22 protein-coding genes and 2 tRNA genes are annotated in these 25,442 nt (G+C 65.7%); all 24 read right to left on the bottom strand.

Annotated features, from left to right (window positions below; translation table 11 throughout):
* Positions 1-207 precede the first annotated feature (207 nt).
* The 24 genes from pnp to secG all read right to left on the bottom strand — a co-directional run bounded on the left by pnp (position 208) and on the right by secG (position 25,415).
* The gene (gene pnp, locus EER27_RS05395; protein ID WP_123086994.1) at positions 208-2,316 is read right to left on the bottom strand and encodes a polyribonucleotide nucleotidyltransferase; all 2,109 of its coding nucleotides are present in this window, start codon (positions 2,314-2,316) and stop codon (positions 208-210) included.
* A gap of 194 nt (positions 2,317-2,510) precedes the next feature.
* Complete coding sequence (rpsO, locus tag EER27_RS05390) at positions 2,511-2,771, bottom strand: 30S ribosomal protein S15 (RefSeq protein ID WP_123086993.1); 261 nt, start codon at positions 2,769-2,771, stop codon at positions 2,511-2,513.
* Between the two features lie 183 nt (positions 2,772-2,954).
* Positions 2,955-3,902: a tRNA pseudouridine(55) synthase TruB gene (truB, locus tag EER27_RS05385; protein WP_123087271.1), complete on the bottom strand. Its 948-nt coding sequence runs from the start codon at positions 3,900-3,902 to the stop codon at positions 2,955-2,957.
* Between the two features lie 199 nt (positions 3,903-4,101).
* Complete coding sequence (gene rbfA / locus EER27_RS05380; protein WP_123086992.1) at positions 4,102-4,527, bottom strand: 30S ribosome-binding factor RbfA; 426 nt, start codon at positions 4,525-4,527, stop codon at positions 4,102-4,104.
* Positions 4,528-4,533: 6 nt separating this feature from the next.
* On the bottom strand, positions 4,534-7,137 hold the full coding sequence (gene infB, locus EER27_RS05375; protein WP_123086991.1) for a translation initiation factor IF-2: 2,604 nt from the start codon (positions 7,135-7,137) through the stop codon (positions 4,534-4,536).
* A gap of 83 nt (positions 7,138-7,220) precedes the next feature.
* Complete coding sequence (gene nusA / locus EER27_RS05370) at positions 7,221-8,708, bottom strand: transcription termination factor NusA (protein WP_123086990.1); 1,488 nt, start codon at positions 8,706-8,708, stop codon at positions 7,221-7,223.
* A gap of 4 nt (positions 8,709-8,712) precedes the next feature.
* The gene (rimP, locus tag EER27_RS05365; protein ID WP_123086989.1) at positions 8,713-9,378 is read right to left on the bottom strand and encodes a ribosome maturation factor RimP; all 666 of its coding nucleotides are present in this window, start codon (positions 9,376-9,378) and stop codon (positions 8,713-8,715) included.
* A gap of 202 nt (positions 9,379-9,580) precedes the next feature.
* Positions 9,581-9,657: transfer RNA gene (locus tag EER27_RS05360), tRNA-Met, on the bottom strand.
* 75 nt (positions 9,658-9,732) lie between these two features.
* A complete protein-coding gene (gene nuoN / locus EER27_RS05355; RefSeq protein ID WP_123086988.1) occupies positions 9,733-11,178 on the bottom strand; it encodes an NADH-quinone oxidoreductase subunit NuoN in 1,446 nt (481 codons plus the stop codon).
* Positions 11,179-11,326: 148 nt separating this feature from the next.
* Positions 11,327-12,838, bottom strand: coding sequence for an NADH-quinone oxidoreductase subunit M (locus EER27_RS05350; RefSeq protein WP_123086987.1), 1,512 nt, complete (start codon positions 12,836-12,838; stop codon positions 11,327-11,329).
* 19 nt (positions 12,839-12,857) lie between these two features.
* The gene (gene nuoL / locus EER27_RS05345; protein WP_123087270.1) at positions 12,858-14,981 is read right to left on the bottom strand and encodes an NADH-quinone oxidoreductase subunit L; all 2,124 of its coding nucleotides are present in this window, start codon (positions 14,979-14,981) and stop codon (positions 12,858-12,860) included.
* Positions 14,982-14,994: 13 nt separating this feature from the next.
* The gene (nuoK, locus tag EER27_RS05340) at positions 14,995-15,297 is read right to left on the bottom strand and encodes an NADH-quinone oxidoreductase subunit NuoK (protein ID WP_123087269.1); all 303 of its coding nucleotides are present in this window, start codon (positions 15,295-15,297) and stop codon (positions 14,995-14,997) included.
* Between the two features lie 20 nt (positions 15,298-15,317).
* On the bottom strand, positions 15,318-15,962 hold the full coding sequence (locus EER27_RS05335; RefSeq protein ID WP_123086986.1) for an NADH-quinone oxidoreductase subunit J: 645 nt from the start codon (positions 15,960-15,962) through the stop codon (positions 15,318-15,320).
* A 9-nt stretch (positions 15,963-15,971) separates the two neighbouring features.
* Positions 15,972-16,460, bottom strand: coding sequence for an NADH-quinone oxidoreductase subunit NuoI (gene nuoI / locus EER27_RS05330; RefSeq protein ID WP_123086985.1), 489 nt, complete (start codon positions 16,458-16,460; stop codon positions 15,972-15,974).
* Positions 16,461-16,470: 10 nt separating this feature from the next.
* Entirely contained in the window at positions 16,471-17,538 is a 1,068-nt protein-coding gene (nuoH, locus tag EER27_RS05325) for an NADH-quinone oxidoreductase subunit NuoH (RefSeq protein ID WP_123086984.1), read from the bottom strand.
* On the bottom strand, positions 17,535-19,769 hold the full coding sequence (nuoG, locus tag EER27_RS05320) for an NADH-quinone oxidoreductase subunit NuoG (RefSeq protein ID WP_123086983.1): 2,235 nt from the start codon (positions 19,767-19,769) through the stop codon (positions 17,535-17,537). The genes nuoH and nuoG overlap by 4 nt, the downstream gene beginning before the upstream one ends.
* A complete protein-coding gene (gene nuoF, locus EER27_RS05315) occupies positions 19,766-21,121 on the bottom strand; it encodes an NADH-quinone oxidoreductase subunit NuoF (protein WP_123086982.1) in 1,356 nt (451 codons plus the stop codon). Before nuoF ends, nuoG begins: the two co-directional genes overlap by 4 nt.
* Positions 21,122-21,132: 11 nt before the next feature.
* Positions 21,133-21,660, bottom strand: a complete 528-nt coding sequence (nuoE, locus tag EER27_RS05310; protein ID WP_123086981.1) for an NADH-quinone oxidoreductase subunit NuoE — start codon at positions 21,658-21,660, stop codon at positions 21,133-21,135.
* A 30-nt stretch (positions 21,661-21,690) separates the two neighbouring features.
* Positions 21,691-22,983, bottom strand: a complete 1,293-nt coding sequence (locus EER27_RS05305; RefSeq protein WP_123086980.1) for an NADH-quinone oxidoreductase subunit D — start codon at positions 22,981-22,983, stop codon at positions 21,691-21,693.
* Entirely contained in the window at positions 22,983-23,708 is a 726-nt protein-coding gene (locus EER27_RS05300) for an NADH-quinone oxidoreductase subunit C (protein ID WP_123086979.1), read from the bottom strand. The genes EER27_RS05305 and EER27_RS05300 overlap by 1 nt, the downstream gene beginning before the upstream one ends.
* A 1-nt stretch (position 23,709) precedes the next feature.
* Positions 23,710-24,282, bottom strand: coding sequence for a NuoB/complex I 20 kDa subunit family protein (locus tag EER27_RS05295; protein ID WP_123086978.1), 573 nt, complete (start codon positions 24,280-24,282; stop codon positions 23,710-23,712).
* Positions 24,273-24,629, bottom strand: coding sequence for an NADH-quinone oxidoreductase subunit A (locus EER27_RS05290; protein ID WP_123086977.1), 357 nt, complete (start codon positions 24,627-24,629; stop codon positions 24,273-24,275). The genes EER27_RS05295 and EER27_RS05290 overlap by 10 nt, the downstream gene beginning before the upstream one ends.
* Positions 24,630-24,741: 112 nt before the next feature.
* Positions 24,742-24,826 (bottom strand) — tRNA-Leu (locus EER27_RS05285).
* Positions 24,827-24,944: 118 nt separating this feature from the next.
* On the bottom strand, positions 24,945-25,415 hold the full coding sequence (secG, locus tag EER27_RS05280; RefSeq protein WP_123086976.1) for a preprotein translocase subunit SecG: 471 nt from the start codon (positions 25,413-25,415) through the stop codon (positions 24,945-24,947).
* Between the last annotated feature and the right edge of the window lie 27 nt (positions 25,416-25,442).

Below are 25,442 nucleotides of genomic sequence, written 5' to 3'. Positions count from 1 at the left end.
CACACCGCCCCCGGCGTCGCGCTGCACGCCAACGCTACACCGGTTTGGATGCCTCCGGGATGGCGCGGACTGGGCCTCACGTGCCGCCCCGCCACAGGGCCACGCGTCACGTGCCGGCAGGCCAAGCCCCGGACAACGGCGAAGAACGCACAAAGAAAAAGCGGGCCGAAGCCCGCTTTTTCCAGAAAGGACTGGGGTGCGCGCGGCTTATTCGGCCGGCACGCCCTCGCCTTCTTCGACGGCCTTGATCGACAGGCGGATACGGCCCTGCTTGTCGACTTCCAGCACCTTGACCTTCACCGTGTCGCCTTCCTTGAGCTTGTCGCTGACCTTCTCGACGCGCTCGCTGGAGATCTGCGAGACGTGGACCAGACCGTCCTTGCCCGGCAGGATGGTGACGAACGCACCGAAGTCCATGATCTTGGCGACCTTGCCTTCGTAGATGCGGCCCGGCTCGACGTCGGACGTGATCTGCTCGATGCGGTCCTTGGCGGCCTGCGCGGCAGCGGCGTTGACCGACGCGATGACGATCGTGCCGTCATCCTGGATGTCGATCTGGGTGCCGGTTTCCTTGGTGATGGCCTGGATGGTCGAACCACCCTTGCCGATTACTTCGCGGATCTTGTCCGGGTGGATCTTCATCGTCAGCAGGCGCGGAGCGAACTCGCTCAGCTCGCTGCGCGGCGTGGTGAGGGCGTGGGCCATCTCGCCGAGGATGTGCAGACGACCGGCCTTGGCCTGCGCCAGCGCGACCTTCATGATCTCTTCGGTGATGCCCTGGATCTTGATGTCCATCTGCAGCGCCGAGATGCCTTCCGACGTGCCGGCCACCTTGAAGTCCATGTCGCCCAGGTGATCTTCGTCACCGAGGATGTCCGACAGCACGACGAAGTCGTTGCCTTCCTTCACCAGGCCCATCGCGATGCCGGCGACCGGTGCCTTGATCGGCACGCCCGCGTCCATGAGCGCCAGCGACGAACCGCAGACCGAGGCCATCGACGAGGAACCGTTCGACTCGGTGATCTCCGAGACGATGCGGATCGTGTACGGGAACTCTTCCATGGTCGGCATGACAGCCAGCACGCCGCGCTTGGCGAGGCGGCCGTGGCCGATTTCGCGGCGCTTCGGGCCCATCATGCGACCGGCTTCACCCACCGAGTACGGGGGGAAGTTGTAGTGGAACAGGAAGTGTTCCTTGTACTCGCCCGAGACGGCGTCGATGATCTGGCCATCGCGCGCGGTGCCGAGGGTGGCAACCACGATCGCCTGGGTCTCACCGCGGGTGAACAGCGAGGAGCCGTGGGTACGCGGCAGGATGCCGACCTTCGAGGCGATCGGGCGAACGGTGTCCAGCGCACGGCCGTCGATGCGGACCTTGGTGCTGAGCACCGCGGCGCGCATGGTCGAGTATTCCAGCTCGCCGAATTCCTTCGACAGGTCGGCGGCCTTCCAGCCATTGGCCTCGGCCTGCTCGGTCAGCGAAACCAGCACGTCCTTCTTGAGCGCCGAGATGGCGTCCTTGCGCTCGAGCTTGTCGCGCACGGCGAAAGCCTGCGTCAGGCGGTCGCCGATCGCGGTCTTGAGCGCGCCGACGAGGGCTTCGTTGGCGGCCGGGGCCGACCAGTCCCACTTCGGCTTGCCGGCTTCGGCAACCAGCTCGTTGATCGCGTTGATGGCGATCTGCATCTGCTGGTGGCCAAACACCACCGCACCGAGCATCACTTCTTCCGACAGCACGTCGGCTTCGGATTCGACCATCAGCACCGCGTTGGCGGTACCGGCGACCACGAGCTCCAGCTTGGAGTCCTTGAGTTCGCTGACGGTCGGGTTGAGCAGGTACTGGCCGTCCTTGTAACCGACCTTGGCCGCGCCGATCGGGCCATCGAACGGAGCACCCGACAGCGCCAGCGCGGCGGACGCGCCCAGCAGCGCCGGGATGTCGCCGTCGATTTCCGGGTTCATCGACATCACGGTGGCGATGATCTGGACTTCGTTGCGGAAGCCTTCCGGGAACAGCGGACGGATCGGACGGTCGATCAGGCGCGAGATCAGCGTTTCCTTCTCGGTCTGACGGCCTTCACGCTTGAAGAAGCCACCCGGGATACGGCCGCCGGCGTAGAACTTCTCCTGGTAATCGACGGTCAGCGGGAAGAAGTCCTGCCCTTCGCGCGCGCTCTTGTTGGCAACGGCGGTGACCAGCAGCACGGTGCCGTCGACGGTGACCATGACGGCGCCGCCGGCCTGGCGGGCGACTTCACCGGTTTCGAGCGTGACGGTCTGGTTGCCGTACTGGAAGGTCTTGGTAATTTTTGCCACGGTATGTATTCCTCGGTTCGATACGTTCCGGGCGGAGCCCCTGCCCCGTCCGGTCGGCGGCCATCTGGCCGCCTGGGATGTATGGACCACTGCCGGTCCGGCCTTGCCTGCGTTGCGTCCTGCAGCGCGTCGCGAACATTCCTGTCCGCCAAAACAAACCGCGGCGCATCTCTGCGCCGCGGTGGGTATCTCGGTTAGCGGCGCAGACCGAGCTTCTCGATCAGTGCCTTGTAGCGATCGCCGTCCTTGCCTTTCAGGTAGTCGAGCAGGCTGCGGCGACGGTTCACCATCATGAGCAGGCCGCGACGGCTGTGGTGGTCCTGCTTGTGGGTCTTGAAGTGGCCGGTCAGCATCTCGATGCGGGCGGTCAGCAGGGCAACCTGGACTTCCGGCGAACCGGTGTCGTTCTCGCCGCGCTTGTGGGTTTCGATGATGGCGTTGGTGTCGATGGACATCGTGGTATCTCTTGGATGCGTGGCCTGCAGAACGCGAATCGAGCGCGTTTGACGCGTCGATGCACCGCCTGGCTCGCCGTTTGCAAGGGGAATGGCACCTTCTGGTGCCGGGGGTGCTTTTGAAAGCCCGCGGATTGTAGACCCCGAGCCCTGCCGGAACAAGGCGTTACGGCCCACGGACCGTCACGGGCTGGACGGCGATGCCCAGCTGAACAGGCGCTGCGCGCGCAGCAGGCCCTGGCCATCCACTTGGCCCAGCCCGAGCACCCGTCCGTCGGCGTCGTGCACCGCCACCGTGCCCGGCACCCGGGCAGGTTCGGCGGGCAGGCGCACCGTCTGGCCGTAGCCGATGCGCAGGGCATCGCCAGCGTCGAGGTCGATCCGTGCGAAGCCCGTCAGGCCGGCCTCGATCGGCAACAGGCAGGCTTCCAGCGCGGCCTCGCCCTCGCCTTCGGCAATCGCCCGGAGCTGATCGACGGTGTACATCCGCGGCGACGTGAACGGATCCACCCACAGCCGCCTCAACTGCGTGACATGCGCGCCGCACCCCAGGGCCTCACCCAGATCGCGCACCAGGCTGCGCACATAGGTGCCCGAGCCGCATTCGACCGACAGGCGCAGGCGCGGTCCGTCGCGTTCGATGAGTTCCAGTGCGTGCACCATCACATCGCGCTCGGGCGCCTCGATGGCCTCGCCTCGACGGGCCTTGGCGTACAGCGGCTCGCCGCCCTGCTTGAGCGCGGAATAGATCGGGGCGCGCTGACGGATCGGGCCGCGCAAGGGCGCCAGCGCCGCTTCGACGCGGCCGGCATCGAGGTCGGCTGGCACCGGCCGTTCGAGCAGCGGCGCGCCGTCGGCGTCGTCGCTGTCCGTGGTCAAGCCGAGCACCGCGGTGGTCTCGTAGGCCTTGGACGAGCCCAGCAGCAACCCGGCAATCTTGGTGGCCTCACCGAAGCAGACGGGCAGTAGGCCGGTCGCCAACGGGTCCAGGCTGCCGGTGTGCCCGGCCTTCTCGGCCCGAAACAGGTGCCGGACCTGTTGCAGCGCCTGGTTCGAGCTCATGCCGGCCGGCTTGTCGAGCAGCAGCAGGCCATGCAGCGGGCGAAAGACGGTGCGCGGCTTCTTGTTCATCGGCTCATCGTGGCGTGCGGCCATCCGGGGCGGCGACCGTGCGGCGGGCGACGCGGCAGGCAGGCCCATCCCCTGGGACGTGCCGCTGGTGGGTTGCGGCACGCGGGCATGCAGCGTGCAGAAACGACAAGGCGGCGAATCCGCCGCCTTGCAGGGTGCTGGCTCGAGGTGCGCGACAGGGCCGCGCACCCGGCCGGTCTTACTCGTCGCGCCCGGGGTCGGCGTTGTCGGCGGCGCCCGCATCGGCGCCGTCGACGACATCGTCGTCCAGATCGGTGCGAGGCGGGTTGTCGCGCAACAGGTTGTCGATGCGCTCACCACGATCGACCGAGTCGTCGTAGTGGAAGTGAAGCTCCGGCACGTGCCGCAGCTTCATCGCCTTGCCCAGCTGGTACCGCATCTGCGGTGCCAGTTCCTTGAGCGCCTTGACGGCTTCCTTCGAACGCTCTTCCTGCAACGCGGTCACGAAAACCTTGGCGTGGGCCAGGTCCCGGGTGATCTCCACGTCCGAGACGCTGACCGACGGCAGGCCGTGCTCACGCACGGTGGAACGGACGATCGTGCCCAGCTCCCGACGGATCTGGGCGGAAACGCGATCGCTGCGATAGAACGACTTCTGTGCCATGTCCGCTTACAGCGTCCGCTGCACTTCGATGCGCTCGAAGCACTCGATCTGGTCGCCGGACTTGACGTCGTTGTACGCCTTGACGCCGATACCGCACTCGGTGCCGTTGCGCACTTCGTCGACGTTTTCCTTGAAGCGACGCAGCGACTCGAGTTCGCCCTCGAACACCACCACGCTGTCGCGCAGCACGCGGATTGGCTTGTGGCGCTTGACCACGCCCTCGACCACCATGCAGCCGGCAACCGCGCCGAACTTCGAGCTGCGGAACACGTCGCGGACTTCGGCGGTGCCGATGATCTCTTCGCGGATCTCGACGCCCAGGATGCCCGACGCCACCTGCTTCACCTGGTCGATCACGTCATAGATGATCGAGAAGTAACGCAGGTCGACACCGTTGGTATCGATAACCTTGCGCGCCGACGCGTCGGCACGGACGTTGAAGCCGATGATCGTGGCCTTCGAGGTCGCCGCCAGGGTGGCGTCCGACTCGGTGATACCACCGACGCCGCCACCGATCACGTTGATCCGGATTGCCGGGGTGGACAGGCTGGTCAGGGCCTCGCGCAGGGCCTGCACGGAACCGTGCACGTCCGCCTTGACCACCAGGTTGAGGCTGAGCTGGCCCTCGCCCTGGCCCATCTGGGCAATGATGTCTTCCATGCGGTTGCCCGCAGCGGCGACCAGGCGCGATTCGCGGCGCTTGGCGTCGCGCTGCTGCGCAACATCCTTGGCCAGGCGCTCGTCCTCGACCACCACGAAGTCATCGCCCGAATCCGGCACGCCCGACAGACCCAGGATCTGCACCGGAATGGACGGGCCGGCTTCGCCGACCTGCGAACCGGTTTCGTCGAACAGCGCACGCACGCGGCCGTACTGCACGCCGCACACGAGGTAATCGCCCTTCTTCAGCTGGCCCTGCTGCACCAGCACCGTGGCGACCGGGCCGCGGCCCTTGTCCAGCGACGATTCGATAACCACGCCGGTGGCGCGGCCGGTGGCAACCGCCGACAGCTCGAGCACTTCGGCCTGCAGCGAGATCGAGTCCAGCAGGTTGTCCACGCCCAGGCCGGTCTTGGCCGAGAGTTCGACCATCTGCGTGTCGCCGCCGAAGTCCTCGGCCACGACATCGTGGGCGAGCAGTTCGTTCTTGACGCGCAGCGGATCGGCATCGGACTTGTCGATCTTGTTGATCGCCACGATCAGCGGCACGCTCGCCGCCTTCGCATGCTTGATCGCCTCGATCGTCTGCGGCATCACGCCGTCATCGGCCGCAACCACCAGCACCACGATGTCAGTGAGCTTGGCGCCACGGGCACGCATCGACGAGAACGCGGCGTGGCCGGGGGTGTCGAGGAAGCTGATGACGCCCTTGTCGGTCTCGACGTGGTACGCACCGATGTGCTGGGTGATGCCGCCGGCTTCACCGGTGGCAACCTTGGTACGACGGATGTAGTCGAGCAGCGAGGTCTTGCCGTGATCGACGTGGCCCATGATGGTGACCACCGGCGGCCGCGCGATCTTGTCGCCCTGCACGTCCTCGACGTGGGCCAGCAGCGCGTCCTCGACGTCCTCGCCACCGCCGCGCACGACGGTATGACCGAGTTCCTCGGTGACCAGCGACGCGGTGTCGAAGTCGATCGACTGGGTGATGGTGGCCATCACGCCCATCTTGAAGAGCGCCTTGACGACGTCGCCGCCCTTGAGGGCAAGCTTCTGGGCGAGATCGGCCACGGTGATCGTGTCACCGATCGACACCTCGCGCACGATCGGGGTGGTCGGGCGCGAGAAGCCATGCGCGCCGCCGCCAGAACGCGACTGCTCGGCATTGCGGCGCTGCGGACGACCGCCCGGCTTGCCGCGTGCATTCGTGGTGCGCCGTGCGCGGTCGGATGCACTGAGGTGCATCTGGCCTGCGAAACGGTTGGCGCGATCGTCGTCCTCGACGCCGGCGACCATCGCGTGCGAGCCGCGGGTCTTGTGCGCTGGCGCACGCGGCGCATCGGCGCGCGGTGGCGCAGCCGGCTTCGGGTGCGGATGACCGTGGCCGTGGGTGGTCGGCGGCTTGCGCGTCGCGGGCTCTTCGTCAGCCACCACCGGGGCGGCGGTGGCACGCGCCTCTTCCTCGGCCTTGACACGCGCTGCCTCTTCGGCGGCGCGACGGGCGGCGTCCTTCACTTCCGCGCGGCGACGGTCGTCTTCGGCGAGCTTCTGCTGCTCGGCGAGATTGCGCTGCTTGGATTCCTCCAGCTTGCGCAGGATGTCGGCGCGCTCGTCGGTCGGCGGCGGATTGTCCTCAGGACGCATCAGCGTGACCTTCTTGCGCACCACCACATCGACCGTGGCACGGCTCTTGCCGCCACCGACGGTGAGTTCCTGCTTCTTGCTGCGGTTGAGCGTGATCTTCTTCGGCGCGTCGCCTGCCTCGGCAGGCAACTCGACCTTGCCGTGGGCGCGCTTGAGGAAGCCCAGCAGCTTGACCTTCTCGATGCTGGTCACGACCTGATCGGGGCCGCTGAAGCTCATACCGGCCTCGGCCAGTTGCTCCAGCAGCTTCTCGACCGGCGTGTTCACCAGTGCGGCCAGCTTGCGGATAGTGGTTTGCTGCGACATTCGGATTCCGTGTCCTCGTGGCGCGGGACGGTTCCCGCGCGTGATGGAGCAATTCTAGCGCTGTGGGGCCCGCGGGCCCGGACTCACTCGAACCAGTGCTTGCGTGCTTCCATGATCAAAGCGGCAGCGCGTTCCTCATCGACACCTTCGATGTCGGTGAGTTCGTCCGTGGCAAGGTCCGCGAGGTCGTCGCGGGTCACCACGCCACGCCCTGCGAGCGTGTAGGCAGTCGCCTCGTCCATGCCTTCCAGCGACAGCAGGTCGGCTGCGGGCTGATGCTCCTCGAGCTGCTCCTCGGCGGCAAGCGCCTCGTTGAGCAGCGCGTCGCGGGCACGCGCACGCAGTTCTTCGACGATGTCCTCGTCAAAGCCCTCGACCGCGAGCAGCTCGCCCACCGGCACGTACGCGATTTCCTCGACGGTGCTGAAGCCTTCGGTGACCAGGATGCCGGCGATTTCCTCGTCGACCTCGAGCTTTTCCTGGAACAGCTGACGGGCGGTGTTCTGCTCGGCTTCGGACTTGGCCGTGACCTGGTCCTGGGTCATCACGTTGAGCTGCCAGCCCGACAAACGGCTGGCGAGGCGCACGTTCTGGCCACCCTTGCCGATGGCCTGGGCCAGACGGTCCTCGGCAACGGCCAGGTCCATCGAGTGCTTTTCTTCGTCGACGATGATCGACTGTACTTCGGCCGGCGCCATCGCGTTGATCACGAACTGCGCCGGATTGTCCGACCACAGCACGATGTCGACGCGCTCGCCGTTGAGTTCGTTGGTCACCGCCTGCACGCGCGAACCGCGCATGCCGATGCAGGCGCCGATCGGATCGGTACGGTTGTCGTGCGCAAGCACGGCGATCTTGGCGCGGTCACCCGGGTCACGGGCGCAGCCCTTGATCGACACCAGGCCCTGGCCGACTTCCGGCACTTCGAGCTTGAACAGCTCGATCATGAATTCCGGCGCAGCGCGGCTGATGAACAGCTGCGGGCCGCGCGGCTCGGAACGCACGTCGAACAGGTAGCCGCGCACGCGGTCGCCGGCACGCAGCACGTCGCGCGGGATGCCGCGATCCTTGGAGATGATCGCCTCGGCGTTGCCGCCCAGGTCGACGTAGATGTTGCCGCGCTCGACGCGCTTGACGATGCCCGTGACCAGCTCGCCGACGCGATCCTTCCACGCATCCACGACCTGCTGGCGCTCGGCCTCGCGCACGCGCTGCACGATCACCTGCTTGGCGGCCTGCGCGGCGATGCGTCCGAAGTCCGGATTCTCGATCTGCTCTTCGATGTAGTCGCCAACCTCGACGCCGTCGACCTCGTCGATCGCGTCCATCATGCGGATCTGGCGGTCGGGCGATTCCATCACCACGTCGTCAGCCACGACCTCCATGCGCCGGAAGGTCTCGTAGCTGCCGTCCTTCTGGTCGATCGAGACGCGTACCAGCACGTCCTCGTCGTGGTAACGCTTCTTGGCGGCGGAAGCCAGCGCGGCCTCGATGGCCTCGAAGATGACCTCGCGCGGCACGCCCTTTTCGTTGGCGACCGCGTCCACCACCAGCAACAGTTCCTTGCTCATCTCGTCACTCCGCACGGGTCGGCTTGCGGGCCGCCGGCTTGTTGGTTGGCTTGTTGGTTTTCTGCTTGCCCGGGCGCGCTGCGCCGGCAGGCTTGTTCCTGGCCGGACGTTCGCGCAAGGCGCCGTCCTTGCCCGCGGGCTTGGCGCCCTTGCCCGGCTTGCTCGGAGCCAGGCCCAACGCGGCCCAGTCCGGAACCAGCCGCGCCTTGTCGATGTTCTCGAACGCAACCTCCATGTCGAAACCGTCGGCATCGAAGGTGATCATGTCGCCCTCGATCACCGCGATCCTGCCAAGCAGGCGGCGGCGGCCATCCTGCGGCAGCCGCAGCGTGACCTTGGCTTCCTGGCCGAGGAAGCGCTGGTAGTGGGCCAGCGTGAACAGCGGACGGTCGATGCCCGGCGAGGAAACTTCCAGCGTGTAGTTGCTGGTAATCGGATCCTCGACGTCGAGCTGGGCCGACACTTCGCGGCTAACCGCCTCGCAATCCTCGATCGACACCGAACGCGGCTCGCCATCGCTACCGACGGCAGCGTCAGCCGGCACGTCGATGTAGAGGCGCAGCAGCGCGCCGCCCGGCGACGGCAGATATTCGGCACCCAGCAGTTCGACGCCCAGCGACGCCACGGTCGGGGCCAGCAATGCGGAAATCTGGGCAGCTTTGTCCGTCACGCGCTCGTACTCCTGCGGTTGCGACTGCGATTTGCAACTTGCGAAAACAACAAGGGGCCCGATGGGCCCCTTGTCCGGTACTGCTGGATTTCGGTGAGACTCGCGAGCAGAGCGAATCTCAAAGCCCGAGTTACCGACAAAAAGAAAGCCTCTTTCGAGAGGCTTTCAGCGGCGCCGGTTACAACCGGCGCCTTGCCGAAACTGGTAGCGGGGGCAGGATTTGAACCTGCGACCTTCGGGTTATGAGCCCGACGAGCTGCCAGACTGCTCCACCCCGCATCAGGCCGATCATAATATCGATCGGCTACTTACTTCGCAAGCCCTAATTTCATCAGAGCCTGATTTTTCTTTCGATCAAGCCTGGAACGCGCGAACGCACCACTCCATGATCGGGTTCCACGCAACGCCGAGGGCAAGCAGCAACAGTGCGTTGACTGCGAACACGAGACGGAGGGGACGGTTATTGCTCGGCGCGGGAATCTCGCCGTCGGGCTGGTCGAAGTACATCGCCTTGATCACGCGCAGGTAGTAGAACGAACCCACGACTGCGAAGACCACGCCAACGAGTGCCAACCATAGCATGTCGCCCTGCAATGCTGCACGCAAAACCGCAAGTTTCGCCCAGAATCCAAGGAACGGCGGCAGGCCGGCCAACGATGCCATCACGCACAGCACCAGCGCCGCGAGCCACGGGCTGCGGGCGTTGAGGCCCTTGTAGTCGTCGATGCGATCCGCTTCGAAGCCGCGGCTGGACATCACGATGATCGCGCCGAACGCCGCGGCCGACATCAGCGAGTAGCTGATTGCGTAGAACATTGCCGCCGAGAAGCCCTGCGCGCCGCCACCGGCGAAACCCAGGAACAGGAACCCGACGTGCGAGACGGTGGAGTACGCGAGCAGCCGCTTGAGGTTGGTCTGCACCAGTGCGGTGAGATTGCCGATCGCCAGCGACAGCACCGCCAGTCCGGCCAGCAGGATGCGCCAGTGGTCCTCGAGCGGACCGGCGCCGACCTCCAGCAACCGGTAGGTCATGCCGAACGCAGCGAGCTTGGGCGCCGCGCCGATGAACAGCGTGATCGGCGTCGGTGCACCGTGGTAAACGTCCGGCAGCCACATGTGGAACGGCGCCGCGCCGAACTTGAAGGCGATGCCCGCGACAACGAACACCACGCCCGTCACCAGCATCATGCGCTGGTCGGTCACGGCGGTATTGGCGGCGATCTCGGCCAGGTCGAGGCTGCCCGTGGCGCCATACACCAGCGACAGTCCATACAGCAGCAGGCCCGACGCCAGCGCGCCCAGCACGAAGTACTTGATCGCCGCTTCGGAGCCCAGCGGGCTGTCGCGATCGACCGCCACCAGCGCATACGAGCAAAGCGCCAGCATCTCCAGGCCCAGATAGATCATCGGCAGGCTGCCCGACGACACCATCAGCATCATGCCGAGGGTCGCGAACAGCATCAGCACCGACACCTCGCCCTTGAACAGGCCGCGCTCGCGCAGGTAGGGCCAGGTGTAGACCATCGCAAGCGCGCTGACCACGCAGATCGTGACCTTGAGGACGTCGGCGGCGATGTCGCGCACGAACATGCCGCTCAGCACCGTGCCCTGCCCGCCCACGCCAGTGGCCAACATCGCGGCGACCACCAGCAACAGGCCGACCGCGAACACGTGGCTGACGACGCGACGACGCTCGTCGAGGAAGAGGTCGAGCATCAGCAACGCGAAGGCGCCGCCGGCCAGCACCAGTTCGGGCAGTAGCGGCAGGAAATCGGCGGCGGTGCGGACGGTCGGTGTCATGGACGAATCTCGTATTGATCAGGTCGCTTGCCGGGGCAAGCTGACTGTTCGGCTATGCGGCAGCCTGGTTGTGGCGACCGGTGCGGGCAGCCGTGCAGCCCCGCACCGTCATTGCGTCACCACGCCCCTGGGGGCGTGGCTGGAGCCATTACAGCTTGGTACCTGCGATCTGCAGGGCGAGCTTGGCGATCGAAGGTTCCATCAGGTCGGTCAGCGGTTTCGGCCACAGGCCGATGGCCAGCACGCCGGCTGCGAACACGCCCAGCACGAACACTTCACGCGGGTTGATGTCCTCGAGCTCGGCCACGTGCGCATTGGCGACCTCGCCCCAGAGCACGCGCTTGACCAGCCACAGCGTGTAGCCGGCGCCGATGATGAGCGTGGTGGCGGCAACGAACGCGATCAGCGGGCTGGTCTGGAAGCTGGCCAGGATCACCATGAACTCGCCCACGAAGCCCGACGTACCCGGCAGGCCGGAGTTGGCCATCGCAAACAGCACGTAGTACACCGCGAACATCGGCATCACGTTGGCGACGCCGCCGTAGTCCTTGATCATGCGCGAGTGCATGCGGTCGTACAGCACGCCGACGCAGGTGAACATCGCCGCGGAGATGAAGCCGTGGCTGATCATCTGCACCATCGCGCCCTGCAGGCCAAGGCGTGCGGCGTCCATGTTGCCCTGCTCGCGCACCAGCGCGAACGCGATGAACGTGCCCAGGGTCACGAAGCCCATGTGCGAGATCGACGAGTACGCGATCAGCTTCTTCATGTCCTCCTGGGCCAGGGCAACCAGGCCCACGTAGACGATCGCGATCAGGCTCAGTGCGATCACCAGCCATGCCCATTCCTGGCTGGCGTCGGGAACGATGGGCAGGCTGAACCGCAGGAAGCCGTATCCGCCGATCTTCAGCATGATCGCAGCCAGGATCACCGAACCCGCGGTCGGCGCCTCGACGTGCGCGTCCGGCAACCAGGTGTGCACCGGGAACATCGGAACCTTGACCGCGAACGCGATCAGGAACGCGAAGAATATCCACATCTGCTCGGTCGCCGACAGCGGCAACTGGTACATGTCCGCCAGCTGCCAGCTGCCACCCTTGAGGTACAGGTAGATCAGCCCGATCAGCATGAACACCGAACCGAGGAAGGTGTACAGGAAGAACTTCACCGACGCATACACGCGACGCGGGCCGCCCCAGACGCCGATGATGATGAACATCGGGATCAGCATGCCTTCGAAGAACACGTAGAACAGCATCGCGTCGAGCGCGCTGAACACGCCGATCATCAGGCCTTCGAGGATCAGGAACGCGGCGTAGTACTGGCTGACGCGCTTGTCGATGGACGTCCAGGCGCTGATCAGCACCAGCAACGACGTCAACGTGGTCAGCACGATCAGCGCCACCGAGATGCCGTCGGCACCCAGGTTGTAGCCGATGTCGTAGGCCGGGATCCACGAACGCGTTTCGACGAACTGCATGCCGTCGTTGGCGAAGTCGAAGCCGGTGTACAGCGTGGCGCTCAGCACCAGCGTCGCCAGGGCCACGACGATGGCGAACCATCGGGCGGCGTTGGCGCGTTCGTTTCCGAACGCCAGGGTGGCAAGGCCGCCGAGGATCGGCAGCCAGATCAGCAGGCTCAGCAAGGGCCAGTTGGTCACGTCGCGGTCCTTGTCAGGGTCAGAGGCCGGAGCGCATCAGCACGGCGAGCAACACAATCAGGCCGAGGATCATCGCGAAGGCGTAGTGGTAGAGGTAACCGGATTGCAGCCGGCGGACGAGTCGCGCAGTGAGGTCGACCACACGGGCACTGCCGTTCACGCCGGCACCGTCGATCACGTGGCTGTCGATCGCACGCGACACCTTGCCAAGGGCGAGGCCGCCACCGGCGAAGCCGCCGATCCACAACGTGTCGAAGCCGTACTTGTTCTCGAGCACGCGCACCGGCCACGCCAGCACCTTGGCGATCTTCGCGGGCAGTTCCGGCTTCCACCAGTACAGCACCGTCGCCAGCAGGAAGCCCGAGAGCGCGAGCCAGAACGCTGGGGCCGTGAAACCGTGCAGCGCGAACTTGATCGGGCCGTGCCATTCCTTCGCCAGCGCACCCATGGTGTCGCGGGCGGCAGCAACGTCGATCGAACCGAGGAAGAACGGCAGCTGGGCGTGGTGGCCCATCATGTCGGTGCCGAACAGCATCGGGCCGGCGGTGAAGAAGCCGATCACGATCGACGGAATGGCCAGCAACATCAGCGGCACCGTCACAACCCACGGCGACTCGTGCGGCGTGTGCGCATGGCCATGGTCGTCGTGGCCGTGCGCGTCGTCATGCGCTTCGTGCTCGTGCGCCAGTGCCTGCTCGTGCTCGGTCGAGTCCGCTTCCGGCGCGACGTAGTGGTCGGGCTCCGGATCGTGGAAGTGTTCCTTGCCGTGGAAGGTCATGTACAGCAGGCGGAAGCTGTAGAACGAAGTCACAAAGGCGCCCAGCAGCACGGCCCAGTAGCCATAGGTGGCCACCCAGTTGCCCGCCTCGTGCGCGTTGTGCGCAGCGGCCTCGATGATCGTGTCCTTCGAGTAGAAACCGCTGAAGAACGGCGTGCCGACCAGAGCGAGCGTGCCGATCACCATCGTGATGTAGGTGATGGGCATGTACTTGCGCAGGCCGCCCATGCGGCGCATGTCCTGCTCGTGGTGCATGCCGATGATCACCGAGCCGGCACCCAGGAACAGCAGCGCCTTGAAGAAGGCGTGAGTCATCAGGTGGAACACGGCCGCCGAGTAGGCCGACACGCCCAGCGCCACGGTCATGTAGCCCAGCTGCGACAGCGTGGAATACGCGACCACGCGCTTGATGTCGTTCTGCACGATGCCGATCAGGCCGGTCCAGAACGCCGTGGTGGCGCCGATGAACAGCACGAAGTTGAGCGCGGTCTGGCTGAGCTCGAACAGCGGCGACATGCGCGCGACCATGAAGATGCCTGCGGTCACCATCGTCGCGGCATGGATCAGCGCCGAGATCGGGGTCGGGCCTTCCATCGAATCGGGCAGCCACACGTGCAGCGGGACCTGCGCCGACTTGCCCATCGCGCCGATGAACAGGCAGATGCAGATCACCGTCGCGATCGACCACTCGTGGTCGGCGATCACCGACATCGTCTGCCCACCCAGCGTGGAGCTGGCGTTGGCGAACACGGTGGCGTAGTCGAGCGAGCCGAACATCCACAGCACGCCGGCGATGCCGAGCAGGAAGCCGAAGTCGCCGACGCGGTTGACCAGGAATGCCTTGAGATTGGCGAACACCGCCGTCGGGCGCTTGAACCAGAAGCCGATCAGCAGGTACGACACCAGGCCCACCGCTTCCCAGCCGAAGAACAGCTGCATGAAGTTGTTGCTCATCACGAGCATCAACATCGAGAAGGTGAACAACGAGATGTAGCTGAAGAACCGCTGGTAGCCCGGGTCCTCGTGCATGTAGCCGATGGTGTACAGATGCACCAGCAGCGACACGAACGTGACCACGACCATCATCATCGCGGTCAGCTTGTCGACCATGAAGCCGACGTGCGCCTCGTAGCCACCGACCTGGAACCACGTGTAGACGTTCTCGTTGAACGGCGGCGCCCCCTGCCCGACCAGTTGCCAGAGCACGTAGCCCGACAAGGCGCAGCTGATGGCCACGCCGAGGATGGTGATCGTGTGCGCGCCCGCGCGGCCGACCCTGCGACCGAAAAAGCCGGCCACGATCGCGCCGAGCAGCGGCGCGAGCACGACCGCCAGCAGGACGCTCTTGGAAATGGCGAGTTCCACACCCGGCATCGGATCAGCCCTTCATCGAATCGATTTCGGCGACGTTGATCGTGCGCCGGTTACGGAACAGCGTGACGAGGATCGCCAGGCCAATGGCTGCCTCAGCCGCAGCAACGGTCAGGATGAAGAACACGAACACCTGGCCGGCCGGATCGCCGAGTTGCCGCGAGAACGCCACGAAATTGATGTTGACGGCGAGCAGCATCAGCTCGATCGACATCAACAGCACGATCACGTTCTTGCGGTTGAGGAAGATGCCGGCGACGCTGATGCAGAACAGCACCGCGCCCAGCGCGAGGAAGTGTCCCAGGCTCAGGCCCGACGTAATGAGTTCGTTCACGGCTTGGCCTCCGGGGCAGGCTGCTCGACGACCGCAACCGGCGGCTTCACGGCGTCCATCTTCACGATGCGCAGGCGGTCGGCCGAACGCACGCGGGCCTGGTCACCGGGATTCTGGTGCTTGGCGCCCTCGCGGCGACGCAGGGTCAACATCACCGCCGCGATCACCGCCACGGTCAGGATCACCGCAGCGACCTCGAACGGCAGCAGGAACTCGTCGAACAGCGCGTGCGCCAGCCACTTGGTGTTGGAGATGCCGGCGACCTCGGCGGCATCGGCCGTCAGCGGCACCGACATCTGCGCGCGCACGCCGATCAGCGTCAGCATCTCCACCAGCATCACCACCGCGACCACCAGCCCGATGGGCAGGTAGCGCACGTAGCCCTCGCGCAATGGCGCGACGTCGATGTCGAGCATCATCACGACGAACAGGAACAGCACCATCACCGCGCCGACGTACACCAGGATCAGCGCGACGCCGAGGAACTCGGCGCCGGCGATCAGCCACACACAGGCGATCGAGAAGAACGTCAACACCAGGAACAGCGCCGCGTGCACCGGGTTCTTGACGCTGATCACCGCTCCGGCAGCAAACACGGCCGTGGCGGCGAACAGGTAGAAGGCAATGAGCGAGATATCCATGGCGGGCACTCAGCGGAAGGCGGCGTCGGCAGCGCGGCGCTCGGCGATCTCGGTTTCGAGACGGTCGCCGATCGCCAGCAGCTGCGGCTTGGTGACGATGTTCTGTCCGCGCTGTTCGAAGTGGTACTCGTGGATGTGCGTCTCGACGATCGAATCGACCGGGCAGGACTCTTCGCAGAAGCCGCAGAAGATGCACTTGAACAGGTCGATGTCGTAGCGCGTGGTACGGCGCGTGCCGTCCTCGCGCTTCTCCGAGTCGATCGTGATCGCCAGCGCCGGGCACACCGCCTCGCACAGCTTGCAGGCGATGCAACGCTCTTCGCCGTTGGGGTACCGGCGCAACGCATGCACGCCGCGGAAACGCGGCGACTGCGGCGTCTTCTCCATCGGGTACATGAGCGTGTACTTGGGCTTGAACAGGTACTTCAGCGTCAGCCAGAGCCCCTGGAGGAGCTCGAGCAGCAGCAGGCTCTTGAAGTAGGAAACGATGCGATTCATGCCTTCTGCCTTATTGCCCCGGCTCGAACACGCCGTAGTACGCCATCAGCGCCGTAACGACGATCCATGCGATCGAGATCGGAATGAATACCTTCCAGCCCAACCGCATGATCTGGTCGAAGCGGTAGCGCGGGAACGAAGCCCGGAACCAGATGTAGCAGCTGGCGAAGAAGAACACCTTGGCCAGCAGCCACCACCAGCCGTCGACCGACAGGAACGGGATGCCCCAGCCCTGGAACGGGCTCAGCCAGCCGCCGACGAAGAAGATCGCGGCCAGGAAGCTGATCAGGATCATGTTGGCGTACTCGGCCAGGAAGAACAGCGCGAACGACGCGCCCGAGTACTCCACCATGTGGCCGGCGACGATTTCCGACTCGCCTTCGACGACGTCGAACGGCGCGCGGTTGGTCTCGGCGACGCCCGACACGAAGTAGATGACGAACAGCGGCAGCAACGGCAGCCAGAACCATTCGAGGAAGCCACCGTTGCCGGCCTGCGCCATCACGATCTCGGACAGGTTGAGGCTGCCGGCGGCGACCATCACGCCGACCAGCGCGAAACCCATCGCGATTTCGTACGACACCATCTGTGCCGAGGCGCGCATCGCGCCGAGGAAGGCGTACTTCGAGTTCGAGGCCCAGCCGGCGAGGATGATGCCGTACACGCCAATGGAGGTCATCGCCAGCAGGTACAGCAGGCCGGCATTGGCGTTGGACAGCACCAGCTGCGCATCGAACGGCACCACCGCCCAGGCCGCAAAGGCCGGCACCAGCACGATCAGCGGGGCAAGCCGGTACAGGAACGGCGACGCGCTGGTGGGCTGGATGACTTCCTTGAACAACAACTTGAACACGTCGGCGAAGGTCTGCAGCAGGCCCATGCCGACGTACATCGGTCCATGGCGCACGTGCATCCAGCCGATCAGCTTGCGCTCCCACAGCACGTAGAACGCCACCGAAAGAATCACCGGCACGGCAATGGCGAGGATCTTGAGGACGATCCACAGCACCACGCCGACATCGCCCAGCGACAGCATCCAGTCGCGCAGCGGATCGATCACGCTTCCGAACATGCTCATGCCCTCACCGCCTGCACGCGACCGGCGCCGAGCGGCGCGGTCGCGCCATGCCCGCCTTCCACCCATACCGTGCCACGCGCGACCTTGTCGCTGGTGACGACCGGCAGCGTCGCGGTGCCGGCGGAGGTGCTGAACTTGCCGACCACGCCCTCGGCCAGTCCAAGCGACAGCGCATCGGCCGGGTGCAGCACCGCGCGCGGTTCGAGATTCAACGGATGCGACTGCAGCGCCGCGGCGCGGCGCACGGTGGCGTCGCTGCGGTAGATCGCAACGCTGGCGGCGATCTCGAGCCCTTCGCCAGACGACTGCGCCGGCGCACCGGCAACCGCGACGACGTCGCGCATCTGCATGCCCGAACGCAGACCGGCCAGGTCGGTGAAGTCGAAACCGTCGGCACCCAGCTCACCGCCCAGGGCACGCAGTACGCGCCAACCGGCGCGCGCGTCACCGGGCAACTTGCCACCGGCGCTGGCTGCCTGCTGGCGGCCATCGAGGTTGGTCAGCGTGGCATCGATCTCGGGCAGCAGGCCGATCGGCAGGATCACGTCGGCGACCGCTTGCGTCGAGCGGCAGGCGTAATGGCTGAATGCCACGACCTGCGCTGCGCCCAGTGCCTTCATCGCACGTGCGGTGTCGGCGAAATCCAGACCCGGCTCGATGCCGTAGATCACATACGCCCCGCGTGCGTCGGCCAGCATCGCCTGCGCATCGCGTGCGCTCGGCAGCACGCCGTAGTCGGACAGGCCGACCGCATTGGCACCCTGCGGGATGCGGCACAGCGCCGCGCCCGTGGCGGTGGCGAACTCGGTAGCAGCACTGCGGATGGCGGCGGCATGCGCACCGTTCTCGGCGAGCGCACCGACAATCACGACAACCCGCTCGCCCGCCGTTGCGGTCGCACGCAGCGTGGCATCGGCCAGCGCACCGGCGACCTGCGACGGCGCGACGATCTGCTTGCTGGCGATGTCGAAGCTGAAATCGAAGTCGACCGGACCGACCACGTGCACCTTCGCGCCCGCGGTCCAGGCCTTGCGCACGCGCTGGTGCACCAGCGGCAGTTCGTGGCGCAGGTTCGAGGCGACGATGACGATCGTGTCGGCATGGTCGATATCGGCAACCGGCACAGCGAAGGTCTCGGCGGCGGCGCCGTCGGACAGGTCACGCTGCGCGATGCGGTGGTCGATGTTGCCCGTGCCCAGCGCCTGCGCCAGGCGGACCAGCAACGCGCCCTCTTCGTTCGAGGTAGCCGGGTGGGCGAGTACGCCGAGCTGATCCGCGCCGTTGTCGCGCAGGATCTTGGCGGCCTTGGCCAGTGCCTCTTCCCACGACGCCTCGCGCCACGCGTCGCCGTCCTTGACCATCGGCCGGGTCGCGCGGTCCTGGGCGTACAGGCCCTGGTGCGAATAACGGTCACGGTCGGACAGCCAGCACTCGTTGACCGCTTCGTTGTCGCGCGGCACGGTGCGCAGCACTTCGCCGCGACGGATGTGATGGAACAGGTTGCTGCCCAGCGCATCGTGGAAGCCCAGCGACTCGCGTGCGGTCAATTCCCACGGGCGCGCCTTGAACTGGAACACCTTGTTGGTCAGCGCGCCGACCGGGCACACGTCGATGACGTTGCCCGACAGCTCGGTCGTCAATGGCTTGCCATCGAACGTACCGATCTGCAGGTTCTCGCCGCGGTACATGCCGCCCAGCTCGTAGGTACCGGCGACTTCGGCGGTGAAGCGCACGCAGCGCGTGCACTGGATGCAGCGCGTCATCTCGGTGGCGACCAGCGGACCCATGTCCTCGTCGGGCACCACACGCTTGCGCTCGGCAAAGCGGCTGACCGAACGGCCGTAGCCCATCGACAGGTCCTGCAGCTCGCACTCGCCGCCCTGGTCGCAGATCGGGCAGTCCAGCGGGTGATTGACCAGCAGGAACTCCATCACGTTGCGCTGCGACTTGAGCGACTTCTCGCTGCGCGTGATGACCTTCATGCCGTCCATCACCGGCGTGGCGCAGGCCGGCGCCGGCTTGGGCATCTTCTCGACTTCGACCAGGCACATGCGGCAATTGGCCGCGATCGACAGCTTGTCGTGGTAGCAGAAGCGCGGGATCGGGATGCCGGCCTTGTCGGCGGCATGGATGATCATCGAGCCCTTCGGCGCGACCAGCGAAACACCGTCGATCTCGATCGCGACGTGACCTTCCGGCACCACCGGCGCGTTCACGGTTTCAGCGCTCATGCCGCCTGCTCCACGAGACCGGCCTGCTGGTCGTCGACCAGGAAGCGCTTGTTCACGATCGCGTACTCGAATTCGTTCCAGAAGTGGTGCAGGAAGCCCTGCACCGGCCACGCGGCGGCTTCGCCGAACGCGCAGATGGTGTGGCCTTCGATCTGGCCCGCGGCGCCACGCAGCATCTGCAGGTCCTCGAGCGTCGCCTGCTTCTCGACGATGCGCGTCAGCATGCGGTACATCCAGCCGGTGCCTTCGCGGCACGGCGTGCACTGGCCACAGCTTTCCTTGAAGTAGAAACGGCTGATGCGATGGCAGGCGCGGACCATGCACGCGGTGTCGTCCATCACGATGACCGCGCCCGAACCGAGGCCGGAACCGGCCTTCTGGATCGCGTCGTAGTCCATCGTAATGCCCATCATCACGTCGCCCGGCAGCACCTTCATCGAGGAGCCTCCCGGGATCACGGCCTTGATCTTGCGGCCCGGACGCATGCCGCCGGCCAGCTGCAGCAGGTCGGCGAACGAGGTGCCCAGGCGGATCTCGTAATTGCCGGGCCTGGCCACGTGTCCAGACACCGAGAAGATCTTCGGACCGCCGTTGTTGGGCTTGCCCAGATTGAGGAACCACTCGGCGCCGTTGCGGATGATCGCCGGCACCGACGCGTAGGTCTCGGTGTTGTTGATCGTGGTCGGCTTGCCGAACAGGCCGAAGTTCGCCGGGAACGGCGGCTTGTAGCGCGGCTGGCCCTTCTTGCCTTCCAGCGACTCCATCAATGCGGTTTCCTCACCACAGATGTAGGCGCCGGCACCGAGCGCGCCGTAGATGTCGATGTCCACGCCGCTGCCGAGCACGTTCTTGCCCAGCCAGCCGTTCTCGTAGGCTTCCTTGAGCGCCTGTTCGAAATGCTCGAACGGCTCGTGGTGGAACTCGCCACGCAGGTAGTTGTAGGCCACGGTCGAGCCGGTGGCGTAGCAGGCGATCGCCATGCCCTCGACGACCGAATGCGGGTTGTAGCGCAGGATGTCGCGATCCTTGGCCGTGCCCGGCTCCGACTCGTCGGAGTTGCACAGGATGTACTTCTGCGTGCCACTGACCTTGGGCATGAAGCTCCACTTCAGACCCGTCGGGAAGCCAGCGCCGCCGCGGCCGCGCAGGCCCGACTGCTTGACCATCTCGATCACCGCCGCCGGATCCATCTTCTCGGAGAGGATCGTGCGCAGCGCGGCGTAGCCACCGGTCTTGAGGTAGTTCTCGTACGACCACGGCGTGTCGTAGTGCAGCGTCGTGTAGACGACGTTGTGTTCCTGCGGGAGCGGGCCCACCGGGCCGTATCCCTTCGAGTAGTCGTGATGCGCCATCTGAGCCTGCCTCACTTCAACCCGTCGAGCAGCTCGTCCACCTTGGCGGTGTCGAGGTTCTCGATGTAATGACCATTGACCACCACCACCGGCGCGCCGCAGCACGCGGCCACGCACTCTTCCTCGCGCTTGAGGTAGATGCGACCGTCTGCGGTGGTTTCGCCCAGCTTGCAGCCCAGCTTCTTCTCGGCGTGGCGGACAAGGTCCTCGGCGCCGTTGAGCCAGCAGCTGATGTTGGTGCAGAACGCGACATTGTTGCGGCCGACCTTCTCCGTCTCGAACATCGAGTAGAAGCTGGCCACCTCGTACGCCCATACCGGCGGCAGTCCGAGATACTTGGCGACCGCGGCGATCAGCTCGTCGCTGAGCCAGCCGCCGTTCTGCTCCTGCGCGGCGTGCAGGCCCTGCAGCACGGCCGAGCGCTTGCGGTCCGGCGGAAACTTGGCCAGCCAGTGGTCGATGTGCTCACGGGTCTTGTCGGACAACGCGACCATCGGGTCGACGTGCTGACAGGCCTCGAAATTTCCGGTCGCCTTCATTCGTTCAAATCCTCAACGATCGCACCGCGGTTAGCGGTCGATCTCGCCGAACACGACGTCGTAGGTGCCGATCATCGCCACCACGTCGGCCAGCATGTGGCCCTTCACGATCTCGTCCATCGAAGACAGGTGCGCAAAACCGGGCGCACGCAGCTTGACGCGGAACGGCTTGTTGGCGCCGTCGGAGACCAGGTAGCAACCGAACTCGCCCTTGGGCGCTTCGACCGCCGCATATGTCTCGCCAGCCGGCACGCAATAGCCTTCCGAGAACAGTTTGAAGTGGTGGATCAGCGCTTCCATGTCGTCCTTCATCTCCTCGCGGGAGGGAGGCGCGACCTTGAAATTGTCGACGATGACCGGGCCCGGGTTGGCCTTCAGCCACTTCACGCACTGCTGGACGATGCGGGTGGACTGGCGCATCTCGGCCACGCGCACCAGGTAACGGTCGTAGCAATCGCCGTTGGTGCCAAGCGGAATGTCGAAATCGACCTCGGCGTACTTCGCGTACGGCTGCTTCTTGCGCAGGTCCCACGCGATGCCGGAGCCACGGACCATCGGCCCGGTCATGCCCCAGGCCAACGCCTGGTCGGGCGTGATCACGCCGACGCCGACGGTCCGCTGCTTCCAGATGCGATTCTCGGTCAGCAGCGTCTCGTACTCGTCGACGCGCGCCGGGAAGTCGTTGCAGAACGCCTCGAGGTAGTCGAGCAGCGAACCTTCGCGCCACTCGTTGAAGCGCTTCAGGCTGGCGCCCTTGCGCCAGGGCGATTCCTTGTACTTGGGCATCTGCGAGGGCAGATCGCGGTACACGCCACCGGGTCGGTAATAGGTCGCGTGCATGCGCGCGCCCGACACCGCCTCGTAGCAGTCCATCAATTCCTCGCGTTCGCGGAACGCGTAGAGGAACACCGCCATCGCACCCAGATCGAGCGCATTCGACCCGACCCACATCAGGTGGTTCAGGATGCGGGTGATCTCGTCGAACATCGTGCGGATGTACTGCGCGCGTTCCGGTGCCTCGATGCCGAGCAGTCGTTCGATCGCCAGGACGTAGGCGTGCTCGTTGCACATCATCGACACGTAGTCGAGGCGGTCCATGTAGCCGATCGACTGGTTGAACGGCTTGGACTCGGCCAGCTTCTCGGTGCCGCGATGCAGCAGGCCGATGTGCGGGTCGGCACGCTGCACCACTTCGCCGTCCATCTCGAGGATCAGGCGCAGCACGCCGTGCGCGGCCGGATGCTGTGGACCGAAGTTCAGCGTGTAGTTGCGGATCTCGGCGTTGTTGAGGCCCGAGGTGTTGCTGTTCATGGCGGCGCTCATCACTTGCCCTCGCCGCGCTGCGCGGCTTCGCCGATCGCGGTCTGGTAGCGCGCGTCATCGCGGATCACGCGCGGCACGCCGACGCGCGGCTCGATGGACACGGGCTGGTAGACAACGCGCTTGCGCTCGGCGTCGTAACGGACCTCGACATTGCCGATCAGCGGGAAGTCCTTGCGGAACGGATGACCGACGAAACCGTAGTCGGTCAGGATGCGGCGCAGGTCCGGGTGGCCCTCGAAGATGATGCCAAACAGGTCGAACGCCTCGCGCTCGAACCAGTTGGAACCCGGCCACACCGACGTCAGCGATGCCACCACCGGCAGGTCGTCATTCTCGGCAAACGTGCGCAGGCGCAGACGCTGGTTGTGCTGGTACGACAGCAGGTGGGCAACCGCGGCGTAACGGCGCTCGGGCGACATCGCCGCGCCGTTGGGCTGCTCGCCCCACGCGAAGCGGCCGGCACTCTTGCCTTCCACGCCGCGCGAAAAACCTTCCGAGGAAACGTCGGTGTCCCACTCGTCCGAGCCGTAGCTCAGATAGTCGACGCCGCTGACGTCGACGAGCTGCTCGAAGCCGAATTCGTCGCGCAACGCGCGCGCGGCGACCGGCCAGTCGGCGGCAGTGACGTCCAGGGTGACTTCGCCACGCGGCTCGGCCACCGTGACCAGCGCGTCTTCGAAACGCGCGCGCAGGCGCTGCGCAAACGCTACGGCAGTCTCGACCATGTCAGCGGACACCCTGCTTGTCGTCGCCGAAGTTGGTTCCGCGGCGGATCTTCTTCTGCAGCTGCAGGATGCCGTAGACCAGCGCTTCGGCGGTTGGCGGGCAACCGGGCACGTAGACGTCGACCGGCACCACGCGATCGCAACCGCGTACGACGGAATAGGAATAGTGGTAGTAGCCGCCGCCATTGGCGCAGCTGCCCATCGAGATCACCCACTTCGGGTCGGGCATCTGGTCATAGACCTTGCGCAACGCCGGGGCCATCTTGTTGACCAGCGTACCGGCCACGATCATCACGTCCGACTGGCGCGGCGACGGGCGGAACACCACGCCGTAACGGTCCAGGTCGAGGCGCGCCGCGCCGGCGTGCATCATCTCGACCGCGCAGCAGGCCAGGCCGAAGGTCATCGGCCACATCGAGCCGGTGCGCGCCCAGTTCCACAGCGTGTCGAGGTTGGTGGTGACGAAACCCTGCTGCATGACCGGGTTGTCGGCTTCCGGGAGCAGGATGTCGTCCAGCCGCCCTTCCGGCAGCGGGTTGTGCATCAAGCCCGAAACGGTCTGGATCACTCCCATTCCAGGGCTCCCTTCTTCCACACGTAAATGAAGCCCAGCAACAGCATGCTGGCGAAGACGCCCATCTCGATCAGGCCGACGACACCGAGTTCGCGGAACACGGTGGCCCAGGGCACGATGAAGATGATTTCCAGGTCGAAGATGATGAACTGGATGGCGATGAGGTAGTAGCGCACGTCGAACTGCATGCGCGCGTCCTCGAATGCCTCGAAGCCGCATTCGTACGGAGACAGTTTCTCCGCAGTCGGGCGCTTGGGCCCGAGGACATTGCCCACCACGAGCAGGGCGACGCCGATTCCGCTGGCGACGATCAGGAACAGCAGGGTCGGCAGGTATTCGGCCAGCACGCGGTGTTCTCTCGACTTCTTGTTCGGCTAGGCGGCCACGTCGCCGCGGCCCTGGCTCGGCGTTGTTCCGCCGCAGGTCTGGCCCGCATTCGCGAGCCGGACCTTCGTTGTATGGTGCCCAAAGGGGGACTCGAACCCCCACGACCTAAGTCGCTACCACCTCAAGGTAGTGCGTCTACCAATTCCGCCATCTGGGCAAAAACACTTGCTGTCGTCCTGACTATTACCCGCCTGTTGCCGGGCTGGTTTCGCGATGACATTCCATCGCGCCTCGGGCGTCCTGCCGGAGGGTGAATTCTATCCGATAAAGCGGCTTCAGCCACCCGCTGGAGCGGGCTTCGGAGCATCTTCCGGTGCGGCTGCCGGAGCAGCCGGAACTGCCGTCGGGGCCGCCGGAACGGTGGCACCCGTTGCCGGCGCCTGCGGCACCGTGCTGCCTGCGGCCGGAGCCGTGGGAACCGGGACCGCGGTGGCCTTGGGAGCCGCCGGAACCTGAGCCGAGCCGGTGGCCGGAGCCATCAGGCTGTCACCCTGCGCAGCAGGCGCGGCGCCGGAAGTGCGCGTCGCGTGCCAGGCCATGAACAGGCTGATCGAGAAGAATGCGATCGCCAGCCACTTGGTTGCCTTGGTGAGGAAGTTCGAAGCGCCGCGCGCACCGAACACCGTCGCCGAAGCGCCGCCGCCGAAACCCGAACCCGCCTGCGCACCGGCACCACGCTGCATGAGAATCAGCGCGACCATCGCAACCGCGATCAGCACATAGATGACGTTGAGGAACAACAGCATCGGCTAGCTCTTATCTCGTTTGGACCG

Origin of the sequence: Montanilutibacter psychrotolerans (assembly GCF_003719825.1) — a bacterium.
GTDB lineage: Bacteria > Pseudomonadota > Gammaproteobacteria > Xanthomonadales > Xanthomonadaceae > Montanilutibacter > Montanilutibacter psychrotolerans.
Note: the sequence above shows the minus strand (reverse complement) of the source record. Positions and strands in the feature narration are given on the sequence as shown.

Coding starts and splice junctions, on each gene's coding strand:
- nuoF (WP_123086982.1), bottom strand. CDS start 21,121: ATGGCGCATCACGACTACTCGAAGGGATACGGCCCGGTGGGCCCGCTC.
- rbfA (WP_123086992.1), bottom strand. CDS start 4,527: ATGGCACAGAAGTCGTTCTATCGCAGCGATCGCGTTTCCGCCCAGATC.
- nuoN (WP_123086988.1), bottom strand. CDS start 11,178: ATGACACCGACCGTCCGCACCGCCGCCGATTTCCTGCCGCTACTGCCC.
- infB (WP_123086991.1), bottom strand. CDS start 7,137: ATGTCGCAGCAAACCACTATCCGCAAGCTGGCCGCACTGGTGAACACG.
- EER27_RS05335 (WP_123086986.1), bottom strand. CDS start 15,962: ATGGATATCTCGCTCATTGCCTTCTACCTGTTCGCCGCCACGGCCGTG.
- nuoE (WP_123086981.1), bottom strand. CDS start 21,660: ATGAAGGCGACCGGAAATTTCGAGGCCTGTCAGCACGTCGACCCGATG.
- nuoI (WP_123086985.1), bottom strand. CDS start 16,460: ATGAATCGCATCGTTTCCTACTTCAAGAGCCTGCTGCTGCTCGAGCTC.
- secG (WP_123086976.1), bottom strand. CDS start 25,415: ATGCTGTTGTTCCTCAACGTCATCTATGTGCTGATCGCGGTTGCGATG.
- EER27_RS05300 (WP_123086979.1), bottom strand. CDS start 23,708: ATGGTCGAGACTGCCGTAGCGTTTGCGCAGCGCCTGCGCGCGCGTTTC.
- truB (WP_123087271.1), bottom strand. CDS start 3,902: ATGAACAAGAAGCCGCGCACCGTCTTTCGCCCGCTGCATGGCCTGCTG.
- nusA (WP_123086990.1), bottom strand. CDS start 8,708: ATGAGCAAGGAACTGTTGCTGGTGGTGGACGCGGTCGCCAACGAAAAG.
- EER27_RS05295 (WP_123086978.1), bottom strand. CDS start 24,282: ATGGGAGTGATCCAGACCGTTTCGGGCTTGATGCACAACCCGCTGCCG.
- EER27_RS05305 (WP_123086980.1), bottom strand. CDS start 22,983: ATGAGCGCCGCCATGAACAGCAACACCTCGGGCCTCAACAACGCCGAG.
- nuoG (WP_123086983.1), bottom strand. CDS start 19,769: ATGAGCGCTGAAACCGTGAACGCGCCGGTGGTGCCGGAAGGTCACGTC.
- nuoH (WP_123086984.1), bottom strand. CDS start 17,538: ATGAGCATGTTCGGAAGCGTGATCGATCCGCTGCGCGACTGGATGCTG.
- rpsO (WP_123086993.1), bottom strand. CDS start 2,771: ATGTCCATCGACACCAACGCCATCATCGAAACCCACAAGCGCGGCGAG.